Raw genomic sequence first — 17,961 nt, 5'->3', positions numbered from 1 at the left:
CCTGGCTATCAGCGTCCCGGCAGCGTCTCCTGCAGCCAGTCGAAGACGACGTCGCAGTGCTGCTGTGGGGCCATCGGGGAACAGTGCAGCTGCGCGCCGGTGGCCGCGGTGAGCTTCACGTAGTCCTTGGGGGACGTCAGTTTGTCGAACATCGTCCGTGGCTGTCCGGGATAGAACTGCTCGTCCTCGTAGTCAAGGACCAGGGTGGGCATCGTGATGCGGTCTACCACGCTCGTGATGGTCAGTGACTCGATGCTTTTGGCGGGGGTGTAGAAGTCCGTGAAGACTCTGCCCTCGCGGGCAGCGAGCATCGCCGGGATGGAGAAGGGCTCGAAGCGCTTCTTCATCGTCGCGGCAGCGGCCGCAGGCAGGTCGGGGACGACTTCTTTGTTCCAGATGTTGTTGGTCTGCGCCTTGTTCGGGGTGAGGATCTTCCGAATCTCCGGCGGGAAACCCAGCCAGGGTTCCAGGCATCCGGGCATCGCCACCAGGGCAGCGATGCGCTTCTCGAAGGCCGCGGCCCGGGGGGCCAGGTTGCCCGCCATGCTCAGCCCGGTCAGGGCGATCCTGTCGGCGTCCACGTCGGAACGGGCGACCAGCCAGTCGACGAGCGGCGTGACCACCGTCTCCCAGCGCGGTGTGAAAACCACCCGGTCCACAAAGAGCAATTGCCCCTGGCCCGGCCCGTCGTACACGAGGGCGTTCCAGTCACGCTCCAGGGCGGCCGAAACGCCGTAGGCCCACATGTCGACGTTCTGCCCGTCGCTGCCGTTCGTGAGGATCACGGTGGGGCGCTGTTTTCCGGAGTCGTCAGGGCGGAAGAACCACACAGGCAGCGGGGTCTTCCCGTAGGGGATGTCCGCCGCCACCGGCGCTGGGTCGCACAGCTCACAGAACTTGTCCCAGGCGCCGCGCCCGGCCCTGTACAGCTGCTCCTCAGTCTCGGGGGTGTCGGAGCCGAGGACGAAGAACAGAGCCTGGGCGTAGTACTGCGCCGCCCGCAGAGCGCGCAGGCGCCTGGTCTGCCGGTCGGGCTTGCTGCCCTCGGGCGCCTCCATCAGCTGGTCGCCGAGCTTCTTGAAGGTCTCGACGTACGTCTGCGCGGAGAGGCCGGCCTTGTTGATCGTGTTCACGGCGGTGAGCACCTCGCCCACCTCGCTGCCGCCGAACCCGGCCCCGCCGAGGGCCCAGAGGCCACTGAAGTTGAACGCCGGGTCCCGGAAGAGCGTCATCACCCCGGGCGTGGCACCCGCCGACGAGCCGGTGGCCGACGCCGTGGGCCTGGGTGCGACCCCTTGTGCGGAGGTTCTGTTCGAGGAGGTGCAACCGGCAGCCAGCGCGACCCCGGCCCCACCGACGAGCCCGGCGAGGGCGGTGCGCCGGCTCAGGTGGGATGCGTCCTGCGATTCGTGGGTCATGCCAGCTGACCGTATGGCCCGCGCCGCCTGCACCTCCCGGCACGACACAGCTCGTTCCCTCGACTGGAACATCCGGTCAGCGACCCCGTGCCGCGATCCGGTCGGCCACCATGGAGAGAGGCACGGCCGCGGCCCAGCTGTAGATCGCAACGGCGGGCGAGACTCGTGCGATCCCCACCGAGAGCAGAAACACGACGGCCTGAGCAGGGAGTGGGACGCGGCGCCAGGGCGCGCCGACGGAGTGGCTGGTGCGCAGTTCCATCGCATAGAGCACCAGTGCGGCCGTGCCGATGACGGCCCCGTACAAACCCGGACCGAGGAACTGGTCGCCGTAGTCCTCAAGAACTTTGGTGGGAAAGGGAATCGACGACACCAGCAACAGGAATGTCACGTTGAGCCAGAACAGGTACGAGTCGATCGGCCCCGCGTTCCGCAGCGCCGCGTGGTGGGCCCGCCAGAACAGCGCGATCACCACCGCACTCAGCAGGAAGGCGCCCGCCTGCGACTGGACTTCCTCCAGTGCCTGGTGCAGTTCCGCCCCGCGAAGCCCCTCGGGCAGCTTGATGTCCAGCACGAGCAACGTCATGGCGATGGCCACCACACCGTCGGTGAGAGCGAGCATCCTGCCCTTCGATACAAGATCCACCTCGGGTTGGCCGAATGGCCGCCCTTCACTTTCGTTCATGGAACCTGTCGTAGCACCCGCCCTCCGCAGGCGGAGCCAACCAGGCACGTGTCGTCCACTCGCCGCGGTGAAGGTGCAGGGCGAGGGGCGGGAACACGTGCCGGCCCAAGGCCGCTACGTCGACCGCGTGTTGCGCGTACACCGGAACAGCAGTGATCTCGCTGTTCGCGCTCTGCTAAGCGTCAGTCTTCGTCATCCGACGAGGAGCCCCGTCGTACGGAGAACACCAAGACCGCCACAAGCGTCAGGATGACCAGGACCGCGATCAGTCCCCAGATTCCGGACGACCATCCCGCGCTTGTGTGACGCTTGAGGGGCGCCAACCCGCCGTGTCCAACAGCGAAGATCCCACGCCCCATATCCCCCAGGTTCATGGGCGCAGCGTATTGCTGCCTACGATCCGCGGCTAGATGTATTGAGCATGAGCGTTGTTGACACGCGCGGGCCTTGAAGAAGGCGAGGGCCTCCGTGTGTGGTGGAGGCGTCGAATCTACAGCGCACGGCAGCGGTGCCAGATCGAGCGGGGACCCGCGGGGAACAGCGAGGAGCAGCAGGCACCACCAGGTGATCGATTCCAAGGGGTCAGTGGTCATAGGCGGTCAGTGAGCGCAGGACGGGCTGTCCTGTGTGGTCGTTGTGCCAGATCGTGGCGGTCAGCGCGAGGATGCGCTGCATGACGCGGGCGACGACACCGCCGGGCGTGCGCCCTCGGTGCTGTTCGAGATCGAGTTGACCCTTGAAAGTTTCGTTGACCGACTCGCTGATCTGCCGCAATGGCTTGAACAGTGGTGCTCCGGGCCGTTCCGGCTCGCCCTTGCGGGCTGGCCGGAGCAGCCGGATGTCCTACTCGGCCAGTTCGTGTTCGAAGCCCCGTCCGAAGTAGTTCTTGTCGCCGATCAGCGCCAGGGCGGGACGTGCGGCAACGAGGCCCGCTTCGGCGGCCAGGAGGTCCAGCAGAGTCTCGCGCTCGTGTGCCTTGGCGCCGGTCAGCGCGAACGCGACGGGAAGCCCCTGGAGGGTGCACACCAGGTGCAGCCGCAGCCCTCAAGAGAACCGGCTGTGACTGGCGCAGTACCCGTACTCGGCCCACCCGGCCAGGTCGGAGAGTTTCACGGTCTCGAGGGAGCGGCCGCATTCGACCGGTGCGGAGTCGACGATCCACACGTCGTCGCTCCACACCGAGGTGTCGGCGGCCGGCAGCCGGGTGACCCGGCGGAGCAGTTCGGCGCTCTTGCGCAGCCGCTTTGTTGTAGCCGGGCTGCTTGGGCAGGTACGGCAAGAGATGCCTCAGGTGGGAACGGGCGTGGCGGAGCCATCTGGCCTCCGAGGTGAAGCCGAGCATGGCCTGCACCACTGCCAGTGTGACCAGCTCGGCGTCGGTGAGCTGCGGGGCGATCCCCACGGCCGGCCGCCAGGGCGCGAGATGCGGAGACGCCTTCAGCAGGTCATCTGTCTTCGCATGGAGTGCGGTCGCTAGGGTGTCCAACTCTGGCTTCACACACTGACGTTGGATGCCCTCGTCCCATGCGCGCAGCCGATCCCTTGGAATCGATCACCTAGTGGTGCTGCGTCGGGAAACCAGCGGACAGACGTCGGCCGAGCGGGCTGAGGCGCACCGTCCGCGGATCGGGACCGACCGGAGCCGGGCGGCCCGGTGCGTCGGCCCGGGCCGCTCTAGCGACGCCGCGTCAGTAGCCCTGGCGCACCTCGTGGTTCACGCCCGCGGTCCCGGCCCGCGTGCGTGCCGAACGCCGCTCATGCCTCGGCGGATGCGCCCGTCGCCGCCGCGATCAGGGCGGTCGCCGCCGCGCGGGAGGCCGCGGCCACCGTGGAGTCGTGGTCCATCAGGGCGGAGATGCCGGCGCCGTCGTAGAGGAGTTGGAGCTGGTGGCCCAGGGCGTCGGGGTCGGCGGCTCCGGCCTCGGCGGCGAGGCGGGTGAAGAGTTCGCGCATCCAGCCGCGGAAGGCGTTCGCCGCTTCCTGGACCAGCCCGCCGGGGCCGGCCTCGGCGCCGGCGCGGATGAAGGCGCAGCCGTGGAAGTCGGGCCGGTCGAACTGCCGCCCCTGGGACTCGAAGACCGCCAGCATCTGCTCGCGGGGCGTGTCGCGCTCCGCGACGGCCCGGGTGATCCGGTCGGCGGTGCCCGCGTGCCGGGTGTCGAGGTACGCCCGGACGAGCTGCTCCTTGCCGCCGAAGGTGTTGTACAGCGACGCCTTGGCCACGCCCGCGTGCTCGATGACCCGGTCGATCCCGACGCTCTGCACGCCCTCGGCGTAGAACAGCTCGTTCGCGGCGGCGAGCAGGCGCTCACGCGCCGACGGCTTCGCGGTGCTCTGGACACTCGCCATGACGGTCACTCCTTCAGACAGACCTGTCTACATTATGCCCCCGGCCGCGCCCCTCCGGCCGAGTCCCAACCGAGTCCCAGCCGCAGGCCACCCCTCAGGCGTTGCCGCCGACCCGCTCGACCGGCAGGACCGCCGCCCCGTCCCGGCCGCCGCGCAGCAGCCCGAGCAGCGCGAACGCCGCGAGGACGATCAGGGCGACGCCGTACTCCTGCGCGGTGGCGGTCAGTCCGCCCGCGTGGACGACGAGGAACCCGGCGATCACGGCGGGCACACCCATGCCCAGGTAGGAGACGACGAAGAGCAGCGACAGCACCCCGGAGCTCTCGTGCGGCCGGGTCAGCGGCATCACCGTACGGATGCCGCCCTGGAACCCGCTGCCGAAGCCGACGCCCGCGATGGCGGTGCCGACGAAGAAGCCTGTGGAGGAGGAGCCGCGGATCGAGACGAGGGTGAGGGCCACCCCGGCGATCAGCGCGAGGATGCCGGTGAGCATCACCGTCCGGGTCGCCGCCTTCCGCAGGACCAGCACCGAGACGGCGGCCACCCCGGCGAGCACGAACAGACTCAGCCCGCCGAGGACTTCGGACCTGGAACCGGTCAACTGCCGTGCGAGGGACGGGCCGAGGGACCCGTACAGCCCGGCCAGCGCCCAGACGGCGAACAGCACCGGCGCGGCCACCAGCATCGGGCGGCGTACGGCGCGCGGCAGCTTGATCTCCGGCGCCAGGCTGGCCACCGCCCCCGGCTTGCGGATCGCCGTCTCCGCCATCAGCGCGACGGCGACGGCCTGGAGGACGAATACCGCCAGCAGCCCGAGGTAGACCAGATGCGTGGGGGCGGGCAGGAACTGGACGACGAGGCCGGAGACCAGCGCGCCGGTCGCCGTGCCGATGCCCGGGACGACCGCGTTGGTGATCGTGCCGCGCGGCCGGTCGATGTCCATCATCCCCGCCCCGATCGCGCCGAGCGCGGCGCCGGTCGACAGTCCCTGGACGATCCGGGCGACCATCAGCCCCGACACGCCGTCGGCGGTGGCGAACACGACCATCGAGCCGGCCTGTGCCGCCAGCGCGGCCAGCAGCACCGGCCGCCTGCCGACGTGGTCGGAGAGCTTGCCCATGGTGAGCAGCCCGAGCAGCACGGCCACCGCGTAGACGCCGAAGACCACGGTGGTGGTGATCGGGTCGAAGCCCCATTCGGCCTGGTAGACCGCGTAGAGCGGGGTCGGCGCGCTGGAGGCCGCCAGGAACGAGATGGTGATCGAGGCGAGTACGTACAGCGCCACGTTCGGCGGCAGCCGCCGGCCCCGCGCGGATACGGCAGCGGGGTCGGATCCGGAAGCGGATCCGGCGTCGGCGTGCGCCGCATCCGAGGTGCGCGCCGGTTTGGACGCCGGGACGACCGAGAGATTCGTCATGACCATTCCCGTCCGAAGTATGAGTAGACCTGTCTGTCTAATCAGGAGCTAGATTAGACAGACAGGTCTACTCAGGTCAAGCGGGAGAGGCGCGCGTCGCTCGGGGCGCGCTCACGGGCTCGCGGGCTCACGGGCTCACGGCGGGCTTCGGGCCTGCGAGGCCGGACCTTCCGCTCCGAAGCCGCCCAGGTGAGCTGCTTCACTTCCATCCGGGCGGCCGGCGCGTCCTTCCGGCGTGCCCTCGCGCTGACCGCCGCGATCTGGCACAACGACCACACAGGACAGCCCGTCCTGCGCTCACGGACCGCCTATGACCGCTGACCCCTTGGAATCGATCATCTAGGGGCGCCGTGCGCGAGTGCCGGCCGGTTCGTGGCGAGCGTCGTGGGCTCCCATCCCGTCCACCATCGACCCAGGCAGAACCGAGCAGTCGCGGCCCAGGGCGTCAAGGTCGTTCGTACAGTGGCGCGCTCCACCTGGACGCCATGAACCACGCCCGCTCCACGATGTGTGGGCCGAAGGCGGACGGATGGGAGCTGGGGTGAGTGGGATCATCACGTATAAGGCTGGGGGAGGACATGACGAACACCAAGGAAGATCGATGGTGGCTGCAGGGTCTCGGGCTCACGGCCGGAGCGGTCTGGGCCGGCGCCCGTGCGTTGGGTGGTGGCCGACCGCCACTGCTGCGGTTGGGCCTGGGCATAGGGGCGATCTGTTTCCTGGCTGGACTTGCGGGACTCATCATCGACCGAATTCGGGCAACCAGGCGAGGCCGCGGAAGTTCCGCGGTTGATACTGCCGTGGGCGAGCCGCAAGAGCCTTGATAGGTGCGGTTTCGAGGGTGCCTCCACTCCCATATCAGTCACTGTCAAGTGGCCGTTGATGTCTGACATCAACGCCTGACACCAACAGCGGTGGACGAGGGCGGATCCGGGCGGCCCCCCGCGATCACTCAGGTGCCATTCGACGGCCGAACATCAGCGGCGAGAGCCCGCGTTGATCGACCTGACAAGGATGAGTCCACAGGTTCACATCCCGCGACCAGGCCAGTGGGCCCTCCTCGTCGAAGAGGCCGCTTGGCTCGAGTCGGGCAATGAGACTCCAACGCCCCAAAGTGATCGCTACGGTGGACGTCTCGACGACGAGGGGATCTCTCGTGGCTGACTATGCCGCGCACGCGCACAAGGCTCAGGAGTTGCTTGAAGCAGCTGAGCGAGGGGAGAAGGGGCGACTCTCCGCCGAGACCCGGGTACGGATGGCCCAGGTTGAGGCGCTCCTTGCACTTGCCGCCGCGATAGACAAGCAGGAGAGAGCGGCATCCCGTTGAAGGACGGCCCCCTCAGCTGTACAGCAGTGCCGTACCGCAACCCCAGCAACCGCGCCGTCCGGTAACGCCCTTGAGGGGCCTCGTAGCGGCGCCGGTATGGCCGTCGTTGACCGCTCCGGCGAGAGCTACGGATCAGATGCTCCTCTGCACTTCCGCTGCAGGCTGCCGCTATCGGATTATCGCGTCCTACTCGTCTTCTTTGTCCCGGCCATCTTCGAAGACGAGGAGCGGTTTGGCGCCATGAGCGGGTGTTTCGGCGAATGAGATGGCTTCAGCGAAGCGTTCGAGCGGGAACGGCTGGCCTTGGGGGATGCTCAGCACTTCATCAGCGACGAGGCTCCGAACCTCGGACAGCGCGCGCAGCGCATCCGTAGGTGAGGCAGTGCCGAACCAGCGGTTCAGCCAGAAGCCACGAACTGCTTTGGTCTCGTAGATGACCGAGCGCGACAGCAGCGGAATCGTCAGCGCCGCCGGGTCAGTCTGCCGATGCGTAGAGAGCGCGCCGTAGACGACGAGCTCCCCTCCCGGAGCCAATGCCTGGAACACCTGGGCACCTACGTGTCCCGCGACACAGTCGATGGCTTTGTGCACGCCAGCCGGTCCTGCAATCTCAGTCACACGCTGCAACAAGTCCTCGTCCTCAGTGCAAATGACCTCGTCGCCACCAAACGCCTTGATCTCCTCAACGGCATCGCGCCGCCGCACCACATTGATCGTGCGAATACCCAGATGCCTGGCCAGCTGAATAACGAGTCGCCCGACGGTAGAGCCCGCCGCCGTCTGCAACAACCACTCCCCCGGCTGTACGTCGAGTTCGCGAGCCACCAGGAGCAGCGCAGTCAACGGGTTGACAGCGAGCTGACAGGCGCTGGAGTCGCTCAGACGATCGGGGACCCGCAGAAGCCTATGCATATCGGCAACAAGATATTCCTGCCAGGTGCCGGCCACACGTGGCCCGGGTACCGCCGGGACAGCAACGGCCACCACACGCTCGCCAATCTTCAGTCCCTCGGTATCCGGCCCCAGTGCCTCAATACGGCCCACGCATTCCATGTGACCCCCCACAGTGGGAAACTCGGGGGAGAAACCGTACCGACCACGCAACACGTGCAGATCGCTGGCGTGAATCGGAGTCGCCTTCACACGGATCAACGCCTGGCCGGCTTCTGGCGTGGGAACAGGCCGGGATTCCAGCCGAAGGACAATGTCCGGCTCGCCAACCTCTCCGGCTACGAGCGCGCGCATGGATTGCGGCATGAGTGACCGTTCCTCTCAGCACCCCACGAACTCGGCGGACGTTCCGGCCAGGAGCGGAACGACGCAACCTCCGGCGGATCTCGACGCCATATGTACAGCTCGCCTCGCCTGATCGAACGCCAGGTGTCACCCCTCCACTCCCCCAGCTTGCGCTCCCTCGCGAGCGCTGTCATGTCGTACGCAGGCTTGACCTCGACGCTAGGTTCGCGACGTACTGAGCTTGTTCCGCTTTGGCGGACACCATCGGCGTGGTGGTCGGGCGGCGTGTTCGGTCACGTAGCCGGCGGGACTGCGGTAACCGAGGCTGCTGTGCAGTCGGCGCAAGTTGTACCAGCTCTCGATGAAATCGAAGATCGTCGTGCGGGCGGCGGCCCTGCTGGGCCACACGGTGGTGTCGAGCAACTCGCTTTTGATGGTGGCGAAGAAGGACTCGGCGAGTGTGTTGTCCCAGCATTAGCCGGTGCGGCCGACCGAGAGTTGGATTTCGAACTCGGCTGCCAGGGCGGCGAATTGCTGATCGGTGCACTGGGCGGATTCAATCGGTCGTCGCAACACCTCGATAGCGCGGACGATGTCGTGGCTGACGGGCTACCGCAGACTCAGCCCCCGTTACGAGCGCCAACCCGCCAACTACCTGGCATTTCTCAGCCTCGCCGCAGCCCTCTGCTGCTACAGACGGCTCCTCAAACTCACCATGTAGGACACCGTCTAAAGCCGGTGTCGCGCACCCGTCCCTGCAGGCGATGTCCAGCACCCGGCGGGCATTGAACTCCTGCACGACACCCATGTGCGAACCCAGATCCCTGCGGTCGGAATCGAGCGGATCGTAGATCTCGGCCAGCCGCGGGTGTCTATGCGGCCGAAGGCATGCGGAGGACGCGGAAGGGGTGCCCTCCCCCAACAGCGGAAGGGCACCCCCAAGGACGGTCAGCGGTGGTCGTAGCGGTCGTGACCCCAGCGGCCGTCACGGTCGTCGCGGTCGTGACCCCAGCGGCCGTCACGGTGGTGACCCCAGCCGCCGTCACGGTGGTGACCCCAGCGGCCGTCACGGTGGTGACCCCAGCGGCCGTCACGGTGGTGACCCCAGTGGCCGTCGTGGTCGCCGCGCCTGTAGTCGTCACCGTGGTCGTTACCACGGTCGTGCGTGGCATGAGTTACCACCGAAGGCGCGGCGGCGGCGCTGGCGCCAGTGGCGCCGCCCACCAGGATGGCGCCCGCCACTCCCAGCGCGGCGGCAAAACGGGAAACCTGCATTCCATGCTCCTTTCACGGCAGGTGCCTAATGCGCCTGCCTGGGTCGGACACATCCATGTTCGCGTCCACAATCCACCGTTACGTCCGACTCGCCAGCAAGGACGCCTTATGTAGCGAAAAATCGTTGAATCGGGAACCGACGCCTGGCGTGTCGCGTCACGCGCGCGTACGGGTGGCCCCCCGTCCACCAGGGCGAACTTGCACCTCACGATCCCGCCGAGTTCGCGCTCCCCTACGACACACCTCTCCGCGAGTACCTCCACCAGCAGCAGCCCCCGCCCCGACTCGTCCCACAGCACCGGTCCGGCGCATGTGGGTAGGCATCAGTGCCCGTGGACTATCCGTCGACAGGGAACCGTCGAGTACGCAGAAGCGGCCCTGCGACCAGCAGCGACGCCACAGGCCCAAAGGGCCCCCGGAGCCGTGTGCGCAGGTTCGAATGCTGCCGGGGGCACTCGCCCAGGATCAGCAGAAACCTAGTGCTGACCAGGGCGGATGCCGACATGAGAGAGCGGGAACCAGTCTCGCTGGGTCCCGCTCTTTGTCGTTGTTGCGCGCTGATCGCGATAGACCTGCGATAGGGCCGTGAACGCTGCTCACCACCTCAGCCCAGGGGGACCGGCCGGCAGGGGAGGTGTGTTGACTGCACCATCGTCTCTGATCATGGAGCGAGATGATCTACGCCTGCAAGGAAGTGTGTATTGCAGGACGTGCATCGCCAGTTGATCGAGGGCCAGGCCGATGTGCCCCGTGTCGGTTCGGTCGTTGAACTGGAATCCATACCGCTGTACGCCGTCCTGGACGGTGACGGAATCGTCGTCGCCCCCCGTCGTTCCGTACCTCCGGGGTCTCACCCTGGACGACAACCGGCCGTTGACCGTCAGGAGCTACGCGTTCGATCTCCAGCGCTGGTTCCGGCTGTTGTGGTTCCTTGGCACTCCCTGAGACCGGGCGACGCTCAACATGATCGGACGCAGCTGCGAGGAGATCGCCAAGACGAACCCGGCCTTCGCCGGCACCAAGTTCACCCCGCACGACTTCCGCCGGCTCTTCGCGACCGACATCGTCAACGGCAGCCTGCCCACCACATCGGCACGGCCCTGCTCGGACATCGGAACCTTCAGACCACACAGGGTTACGTCGCGATCTTCGCCGAGGGCATCGTCAAGCACTACCAGGAGTTCCTCAACAACCGCCGAGCCCTCCGTCCCGAAGGCGAGTACGTCGACGTCACGGCCGAAGAATGGGGGGAGTTCGAGGAGCACTTCGACAAGCGCAAGGTCGAGCTCGGCCACTGCGCTCGCCCTTACGGATCACCCTGCCAGCATGAGCACGCATGCATCCGATGCCCGATGCTGCAGGTCAACCCGAAAATGCTGCCCCGACTCGCCTAAGAAGTCATCTCAATTGGTGGCTGCGCCTCCGCACGTGAGAGTCAGGCTGTCCGGCCCAAGCGCCATGGCTTGACCGTGATGTGAGACTTGCAGCATGGACATGGGGCGAGAGTCGCGGTGGGAAAAGGACGCAATGACGGTGGAGATCGTTTTCGCCCTGGTGACTGCCGTCGCGCTGGCTGCGGCGGTCTTCGCCGTCGCTCTGACTCTCGCACTAGCCTTTGGCATCTCTGGTTCAGCGAAGAAGGGCGTGTTGGTGGGGGGTGCACTGCTCGGAGCGACGGCCGGAATGTGGCGTCTGGTACGGGTGCTGCTTCGGTTCGACGAGCAGCGCCGAATGGGCCGCTGACTGCGGGCTTCTCCTTGATGTCGGTAGCCTGCCGGCGTGGGGATCGTTGAGCGGCTGGTGCCGGACGAGTTGTGGCAGTTGTTCCAGCGGGTGGTGCCGGAGGCGCCGTCGCGACCCCAGGGCGGTGGCCGGCGTCGGCACGGCGACCGCGAAGTGCTGGCCGCAATCGTCTTCGTGGCGACCTCAGGCTGCACGTGGCAGCAGTTGCCGACCGCCTCGTTCGGACCCTCCGGCGCGACTGCTCACCGACGCTTCACCGAGTGGACGAAAGCCCGCGTGTGGGCCAAGCTCCACCGCTTGGTCCTCGACGAACTCGGATCCCGCGGAGAACTGGACTGGTCCCGGTGCGCGATCGACACGGTCAACATGCGGGCCCTTAAAAGGGGGAACTGACAGGCCCGAATCCTGTAGATCGGGGCAAGTACGGGTCGAAAATCCACTTGATCACGGAACGGACCGGCCTGCCCCTGTCCATCGGCATCTCGGGCGCCAACACCCACGACAGCCAGGCACTGATCCCACTGGTGAAGGGCATACCACCGATCCGCTCCCGCCGGGGACGCCGACGGCGCAGGCCCCACAAACTTCACGCCGACAAGGATTACGACTACAACCACCTGCGGCGATGGTTATCCGACCGAGGTATCCGGCACCGTATCGCCCGCAAGGGCATCGAGACCTCGCAACGACTCGGCCGCCACCGCTGGACCATCGAACGCACCATGGCCTGGCTCGCCGGATGCAGACGTCTGCACCGCCGCTACGAACGGAAAGCCGACCACTTCCTCGCCATCACCAGCATTGCCTGCACCCTGATCTGCTACCGCAGACTTACCAAATGAGATGACGTCTAAATCGAGAAGGACTTGATCCTCCGCCGCAAGCGCGCCGAGGACGGATTTTTCGTTTGTCCGTTCACTTCGAGCAGTGGTGCGGGAGGCGCAGAAGGGCCTACTGCACGTCCGGGTCGCGCGCGATCCAGCCTGGTGAATCGAGCCGGATCGCACTGTCCCCAACGAGCGATCGGAGTGTTTCCTCGAGTGCTGAGAGCGACGCTGCACCCACCTGTTTCTCCCACTGCTCACGCAGCTCGTCAAAGATCGCTTCGCCCTGTTGCAACATTGCGAGTCCGTGCTCGGTGACGCGAAGTCGCGTCCGTCGACCGTCGGCCGAGTCAGGTTGGCGCGCTACGTAATTGCGTTCCTCCAGTGCGGCGATCGTCTTCGCGGCTGCTTGTCTCGTCACCGACATTCTGCGGGCGAGTTCGGAGGCGCTGTCGGCGCCGGACAAGATCGAGTGGAGGGCAAAGTCGTGCACCGGCCGTACGTCTTCGTACCCGCGCTCGGCGAGCGCGGCGGTGGCTCGATCCGCCAGAGTCCGGAAGCTGGCGAGCAGGAGCAGGGCGAGATCGGCGCCTGATCTGGACATGCAGCCAGCATACGATCACCTTTGACAAGGGCAACCTGGTTGCCTATCTTGATTGGCAACCAGGTTGCCTATTTGGGAGCTTCTCGTGACCACAACCACGCCCTCCGGCGCAACCCTTCCCGGCGTCACGCATCACCTGGCCGACGTCAACGGAACGCAACTGCACTACGTCTCCGCCGGCACCAACGGCTCTCCGATCCTGCTGGTGCACGGCTGGCCGGAGACTTGGTGGGCGTTCCGCAAGCTGATTCCGCTGCTCGCGGAGACTCACCGGGTCTTCGCCCTCGACCTTCGCGGGTTCGGCGACTCCAGCAACGCCGACACCGAGTACGGTGAGGCGGTCGCAGCCGAGGATCTGCACCATCTCGTCGAGCACATCGGCGCGGGCCCCGTTCACATCCTTTGCCAGGACATCAGCGGCGGCACAGGCTTCCGCTTCGCGGCAACGCGCCCCGAGGACGTCATCAGCTTCACCGGAATCGAGACGGCTCTGGCCGGTTTCGGATTCGAGGCTCTTGCCGACGTGAACAACCACGGTTCTTGGCATGTCGGGTTCCTCGGCGCTCCGGGCATACCCGGAATGCTCCTTCCGGGTCACGAGCGCGAACTCCTGGCCGACTGGGCCTTTCCGCTGATGAACGGGACGGAGGGTTCCATAGGCGAAAGCGACGTCGACGAGTTCGTTCGAAGCTACGCACGTCCGAACGCCTGGCGAGGTACGGAGGGCCTTTACCGAGGCCTTTTCTCCGACGAAGGCGCAACCAAGGCTCTGGCCGAGTCACACCCGATCGCCGTGCCGGTACTCACCGTTGAGGGTGCCGGCCACGGAAGGATCACCGAGATGACCTTCCGTCAGGTATCCGCCGGTGAGGTCACCGCGGTGCATCTTGAGGGGGTCGGCCACCTCATCGCGCAGGAAGCTCCTGAAGCACTCGCGGCCACAATCCTGGAGTTCACTGGAAGAATCGACAATAAGTAGGCCCGAGCACCAGCGGGTTTGGTCACGGCACCCGCGAGGCGCGAGAGCTGCTGGCTGAATGCCTCTGGACCTCGGAGCCGGGTGGGACCGCATCAGCAATCGCTCGCGCCCTACCGGTCCGGGCTCTGCGACTGTCGGGATGGGGTTCGCGCAGCGGCCCGCCGCCGACTGGAGGCTTGGGGCGTGGACGAGGAAACGGCGTTCACCATCGACGAGACAGGCCGAGGGCTGTTCATCGTCGCGAGCGTCGCGGACCAGTGGGGCACCCGCTACCAAGCCGCAGGGAAGTCCGTCTGGGCAGAGCAATCGGTAGGGGTATCGGCGGAGCGCCGAAACGGTGCCGGGCGTCCTATGTGAGCGCGGCAGGCGGGGCCCGCTGTGCGGCGTCCCGGATCGCGAAATGCGCCGCCGCGTCGACCGCGACGCGCACTGAGCCAGGCCTCATCGATGCCCATGTAGCGGCGGGCTGCCATCCATTCGTCGTTGTGCTCGGCCAGCACCGCGCTGACCAGCCGGATCAGGGCGGTTCGGTCGGGAAAGATCCCGACCACGTCGGTGCGGCGGCGGATCTCCTTGTTCAGCCGTTCTTGCGGGTTGTTGGACCAGATCTGCCGCCAGATCTCACGTGGGAATGCAGTGAACGCCAGGAGTTCGTGCTGGGCAGCGTCCAAGTGGGCGGCAGCCTTGGGGAACTTGGCGGCCCCGCCGGGCCATGCGGGCCTGCGAAACCGCGAGAGGCCATGCGTGCCCCTCTCGTGCCCGATGAGGCGGCGACTGTCGGGGAACAGCGGGGAACGCTGGTCAGCGAAACCCCGAACGTACAGGTCAGCGTCTTGCCAGCTCAGCCCGCACCCGCATGCGCGACCTTCCGAACTGGGGCTCTGGGTGACTGGGGCCGGAGGGTCCTTCCGAGGCTGGCTCGGGGGACCGTAAAGAGGGTGCGTGAGGGCGAGGGTGCCTTCATGTGCGTCGGATGACCAGCACGGCCACGTCGTCGAGATGGTCTACCGCGACCGCGGCGTCGAGGACGCGGTCGGCGGTCTCCTCGGCGTTCAGTCCGTCGTGGAGGGCTGCGCCGGCCAGTGTTCCGGCTCGTTCCAGTCCGGCTTCCAACGTGAGGCCCGGTCCCTCGACCACGCCGTCGGTGACCATGAGCAGCGCGCTGTCCGCGTCCAGGGTGAAGATCTCCTCGCGGTACTCGATGTCGGGCACGACTCCCAGGACCGGCCCGCCCGGCAGCTCGTGGATGCTGTGGCTGCCGTCCTTGCGCACGCACAGCACCGGCACATGGCCGGCGCTGGCGCCGGTGACCTGTCCATCGCCTGGGTCGATGTGCAGCATGGTGCAGCTGGCGAATCGTGTCGCGCCCATCGTGACAAGCAGCTCGTTGGTGCGCGTCAGCACGGTTGCGGGATCCGGTTCGTGGGCGGCGATCGCACGCATGGAGGCACGTACCTGTCCCATAACTGCGGCGGCGTCCACGTCGTGCCCTTGGGCGTCGCCGATCTCTATTGCGACCGTGCCGTCGGGCATCGCGAAGGCGTCGTACCAGTCTCCGCCGATGTCCAGCCCATCGCGGCTTGGTCGGTAGCGGGCGGCGACCTCCAGGCCCGCGAGATGCTCGGGCAGCGTGGGAAGCATGGTCTTCTGCAGCGCCGTGGCCAACTCGACTCGTGCCTGCTGCAACCTGATGCGCCTCAGTGCCTGGCCTGCCAGGTCGGCCAGAGTACCCATGAGGGTCATCTCGTCCAAGGACGGCCGGTATCCGCTGCCGTAGGTCACCAGCCACGCCCCGAGCGGTTGATTGCCTGCCTCGCTGAGGGGGGTGATCGAGGTGGCGTAGTCGGAGCCGAGTCGGCCGAGCCGCGGAAATTCGGCCCCGTGCGGCCAGCGGTGGATGTAGTCCTTCCGGTCGGGGATGAACTGCGGCTTGCCGGTGCGGATCGACTCGGGCAGGGCGCTCGGATGGTCCAGCGGCAGGCCGTCCAGGACGTCGGCCTCCCACATGGCTATCCCGGCATCGGTGGAGACGCGCAGGCGGCCTTCGTCGACGAGTGCGAGCAGGGCGCCGCTGGCGCCGAAGGTTGCGGCGAGCCGGGTCAGGGCGACCTGCTGCAACTCCTGCTCCGTGGCTGCGGTGATCAAGGCGGAAGAGAAGTCGGCGATGTCTTTGGCGCGTTGTCGCTCGGCAGTCAGTGCGGCCTGCGCCTTCTCCTTGCGCTTCTCCTGCTTGGTGTCGTCGCGGACCAGCCCGAAGATCCGCTCGGGGCCGCCATATCCCAACTGGAGCCGACGGGTCTGGGCGGCCAGTTGGTGCCAGCCCTCGTGCGGGGGGAGGTACCGCAACCTCACCCAGAGGGACTGCCGGGTGGAGGCCGAGCGCACGAGCTGCCGCAAAGCCTCATGGTCGTCAGGGTGCACCGCCGATATCACTGTGGAAAGCGACGTAGTGGGATCCGGGAAGAGCGCGGCCACGGCGGGTGCGCCACCGAGCCACTCCAGCTGGTGATCATTGGGTGAATACATCCACAGGCCGAGGTGGGCGGCCGTGGTGGCCATCCGGAACGGGATCAGCAGGCTGGCCAGGTCGTTTCGCGCATCCAGGGCGTGCACCCAGACCAGTTGCTCGTCATCGGTGGGATCCTTGACCGACCGCGCCTCGATCAAGCTGGCAACGGGTGCTCCGCCTCGCGCGGGGAAGTCCAGCACCCGCATCGCGACCGTCTTCGTCTTGACGGCGTGGGCCACGAGACTCTCGGCCGACATCCGCTGGCCTGCGGGCCACAGATCACCGAAGTCACGTCCCAGGCACTGCTCCGCAGACCTGCCCAGCGCTGTGGCCATCGCGGCGTTGAGGCTGCGGATAGCGCCGTCCAGCGTCAGAAGAGCCGCCGGGTCAGCCCCTCGAAGGAGTTCGTCCGAGGCGTCCATCTGTGACTCCCTGGCAAATGCCAAAACAGCCCGTTCAGTCATTTTCGCGCATTTTGCCGAGATGTCTCGATGGAGGGTGTGTCTGACCGGCTGCGTCGAGTGACGGCGGCAGGGAACACGCTGGAAACGACAGACAGCCGCCCGTGAAGACGGGGCGACGGAGCTCGGTTGCGGTACAGCAGCGGAGTACGGCAACCCCAGCAATGACCCACGGCCTGTAGTCCCTTGGCCACTGCGACGCGACCGCCATGGCTGCCGTTGACCGGTCCACATAGAGCTACGGATCAGAAGGTCTCTGACATCTACGGCTGACATCAACGACGCCGCACCGAGACGCACCCCAGCGTCATGTCCGGCCGTCGTGTCACCCAAGACAGAACCGAGCAGTCGCAGCCCAGGGCGTCAAGGTCGTTCGTACATGGTGCGCTCCACCTTGACGCCCTGAACCACGCCCGCTCCACGATGTGTGGGCCGAAGGCGGACGGATAGAACCTGGGGGTGAGGGGTGGGTTGGGGTCGCAGCCAGGTGCGCATCGCCTTCGAGCTGTAGCCCTTGTCGTCGACGACGTGATCGGGCCTGACGCGCGGGCGCTCAGTCAAGGACCGCGAGGAGGTCGGCGGTCGGCGGCGCCTCCGTGCCACTAACTCGATCATGAAGAGGGTGGCGTCGCCGCTGGTGCGCCCGCGCCGTTCCCGCTTCAGCGTGTGGGAGAGCCGGCGCAGAACCGCTAGCAGCCCGAAGGACCATCCTCGGCCACGCCCTACAGACCATTCCGACGAGTTTTCCACAGGGCGAACGTTGCCTGATGCGGCACTAGTTCACCTCTCCCCGAGTGGGCTCAGTAACCGCCGTAACCGCCGTAACCGCCGTAACCGCCGTAACCGCCCACCACGATAATGGCTACGCCGCCGTAGCCGTTGTAGCCGTACCCGTTGTCGTAGCCGTACCCGTACCCGCTGTCGTACCCGTACCCGCTGTCGTACCCGTAGCCGTAGCAGTCATCCCACCAGCCGCACCCGCCGGAGAAGTGGCTGGCCGCGGAGGTCGCGTGGGCAGGGGCAGCCGCAGCCGCCCCTGCGGCACCAACACCGGCGCCACCAGCCAGCATCACACCGGCGGCGGCTACAGCGAGGGAACGCTTGATATGAGGTGCTCGCATGAGTCTCTACCTT

General features: G+C 67.0%; 14 protein-coding genes and 4 pseudogenes. 5 read left to right on the top strand and 13 right to left on the bottom strand.

Annotated elements, in window-relative coordinates; translation table 11 throughout:
- Positions 1 to 8: 8 nt before the first annotated feature.
- The 5 genes and pseudogenes from ACWFR4_RS34225 to ACWFR4_RS34205 all read right to left on the bottom strand — a co-directional run bounded on the left by ACWFR4_RS34225 (position 9) and on the right by ACWFR4_RS34205 (position 5,869).
- Entirely contained in the window at positions 9 to 1,418 is a 1,410-nt protein-coding gene (locus ACWFR4_RS34225) for an alpha/beta hydrolase family protein (RefSeq protein WP_453655955.1), read from the bottom strand.
- A 76-nt stretch (positions 1,419 to 1,494) separates the two neighbouring features.
- A complete protein-coding gene (locus ACWFR4_RS34220) occupies positions 1,495 to 2,103 on the bottom strand; it encodes a TMEM175 family protein (RefSeq protein ID WP_453465786.1) in 609 nt (202 codons plus the stop codon).
- A 582-nt stretch (positions 2,104 to 2,685) separates the two neighbouring features.
- Positions 2,686 to 3,601, bottom strand: a pseudogene (locus ACWFR4_RS34215) (IS982 family transposase).
- Between the two features lie 257 nt (positions 3,602 to 3,858).
- Positions 3,859 to 4,452 carry a TetR/AcrR family transcriptional regulator gene (locus ACWFR4_RS34210; RefSeq protein WP_453655954.1) on the bottom strand — a complete coding sequence of 198 codons (594 nt, stop codon included), beginning with the start codon at positions 4,450 to 4,452 and terminating at the stop codon, positions 3,859 to 3,861.
- A gap of 94 nt (positions 4,453 to 4,546) precedes the next feature.
- Positions 4,547 to 5,869, bottom strand: coding sequence for an MFS transporter (locus ACWFR4_RS34205; protein ID WP_453655953.1), 1,323 nt, complete (start codon positions 5,867 to 5,869; stop codon positions 4,547 to 4,549).
- A 189-nt stretch (positions 5,870 to 6,058) separates the two neighbouring features.
- Here ACWFR4_RS34205 and ACWFR4_RS34200 point away from each other — a divergent pair, with 189 nt between their 5' ends.
- Complete coding sequence (locus ACWFR4_RS34200) at positions 6,059 to 6,190, top strand: hypothetical protein (protein ID WP_453655968.1); 132 nt, start codon at positions 6,059 to 6,061, stop codon at positions 6,188 to 6,190.
- A gap of 1,192 nt (positions 6,191 to 7,382) precedes the next feature.
- On the opposite strand, the gene ACWFR4_RS34195 is transcribed toward ACWFR4_RS34200, so the two are convergent.
- Complete coding sequence (locus ACWFR4_RS34195) at positions 7,383 to 8,453, bottom strand: zinc-dependent alcohol dehydrogenase family protein (RefSeq protein ID WP_453655952.1); 1,071 nt, start codon at positions 8,451 to 8,453, stop codon at positions 7,383 to 7,385.
- 198 nt (positions 8,454 to 8,651) lie between these two features.
- A pseudogene (locus ACWFR4_RS34190) lies at positions 8,652 to 8,912 on the bottom strand (integrase core domain-containing protein); the annotation flags it as partial.
- A 70-nt stretch (positions 8,913 to 8,982) separates the two neighbouring features.
- Here ACWFR4_RS34190 and ACWFR4_RS34185 point away from each other — a divergent pair.
- Positions 8,983 to 9,153 (top strand): annotated as a pseudogene (locus ACWFR4_RS34185) (IS5/IS1182 family transposase); the annotation flags it as partial.
- 227 nt (positions 9,154 to 9,380) lie between these two features.
- Here the strand turns inward: ACWFR4_RS34185 and ACWFR4_RS34180 are convergent.
- Complete coding sequence (locus ACWFR4_RS34180) at positions 9,381 to 9,707, bottom strand: hypothetical protein (RefSeq protein WP_453655951.1); 327 nt, start codon at positions 9,705 to 9,707, stop codon at positions 9,381 to 9,383.
- Between the two features lie 887 nt (positions 9,708 to 10,594).
- On the bottom strand, positions 10,595 to 11,002 hold the full coding sequence (locus tag ACWFR4_RS34175; RefSeq protein WP_453468197.1) for a hypothetical protein: 408 nt from the start codon (positions 11,000 to 11,002) through the stop codon (positions 10,595 to 10,597).
- A 193-nt stretch (positions 11,003 to 11,195) separates the two neighbouring features.
- On the opposite strand from ACWFR4_RS34175, the gene ACWFR4_RS34170 reads away from it, so the two are divergent.
- Both ACWFR4_RS34170 and ACWFR4_RS34165 read left to right on the top strand, forming a co-directional pair.
- Positions 11,196 to 11,450, top strand: coding sequence for a DUF6332 family protein (locus ACWFR4_RS34170; protein ID WP_383095873.1), 255 nt, complete (start codon positions 11,196 to 11,198; stop codon positions 11,448 to 11,450).
- Positions 11,451 to 11,492: 42 nt separating this feature from the next.
- Positions 11,493 to 12,292 (top strand): IS5 family transposase gene (locus tag ACWFR4_RS34165; RefSeq protein ID WP_453468203.1). Its coding sequence is split into 2 segments (ribosomal slippage): positions 11,493 to 11,828 and positions 11,831 to 12,292, totalling 798 coding nucleotides; the frame shifts between segments, so codons are not numbered across the junction.
- Positions 12,293 to 12,401: 109 nt separating this feature from the next.
- Here ACWFR4_RS34165 and ACWFR4_RS34160 read toward each other — a convergent pair.
- Positions 12,402 to 12,878: a MarR family winged helix-turn-helix transcriptional regulator gene (locus ACWFR4_RS34160; protein ID WP_453655950.1), complete on the bottom strand. Its 477-nt coding sequence runs from the start codon at positions 12,876 to 12,878 to the stop codon at positions 12,402 to 12,404.
- A gap of 85 nt (positions 12,879 to 12,963) precedes the next feature.
- Between ACWFR4_RS34160 and ACWFR4_RS34155 the strand changes: the two genes are divergently transcribed.
- Positions 12,964 to 13,857 (top strand): alpha/beta fold hydrolase, encoded by an 894-nt coding sequence (locus ACWFR4_RS34155; RefSeq protein ID WP_453655949.1) that lies wholly within the window; start codon positions 12,964 to 12,966, stop codon positions 13,855 to 13,857.
- 443 nt (positions 13,858 to 14,300) lie between these two features.
- Here the strand turns inward: ACWFR4_RS34155 and ACWFR4_RS34150 are convergent.
- The 3 genes and pseudogenes from ACWFR4_RS34150 to ACWFR4_RS34140 form a co-directional block, all read right to left on the bottom strand.
- Positions 14,301 to 14,552 (bottom strand): annotated as a pseudogene (locus ACWFR4_RS34150) (transposase); the annotation flags it as partial.
- Between the two features lie 265 nt (positions 14,553 to 14,817).
- Positions 14,818 to 16,788, bottom strand: a complete 1,971-nt coding sequence (locus tag ACWFR4_RS34145; RefSeq protein ID WP_453655948.1) for a SpoIIE family protein phosphatase — start codon at positions 16,786 to 16,788, stop codon at positions 14,818 to 14,820.
- A gap of 839 nt (positions 16,789 to 17,627) precedes the next feature.
- Entirely contained in the window at positions 17,628 to 17,948 is a 321-nt protein-coding gene (locus ACWFR4_RS34140; protein WP_453655947.1) for a hypothetical protein, read from the bottom strand.
- Positions 17,949 to 17,961: the final 13 nt, after the last annotated feature.

The organism is Streptomyces sp. NPDC055140, from assembly GCF_053607285.1.
This window is presented reverse-complemented; position numbering and strand designations above follow the sequence as displayed.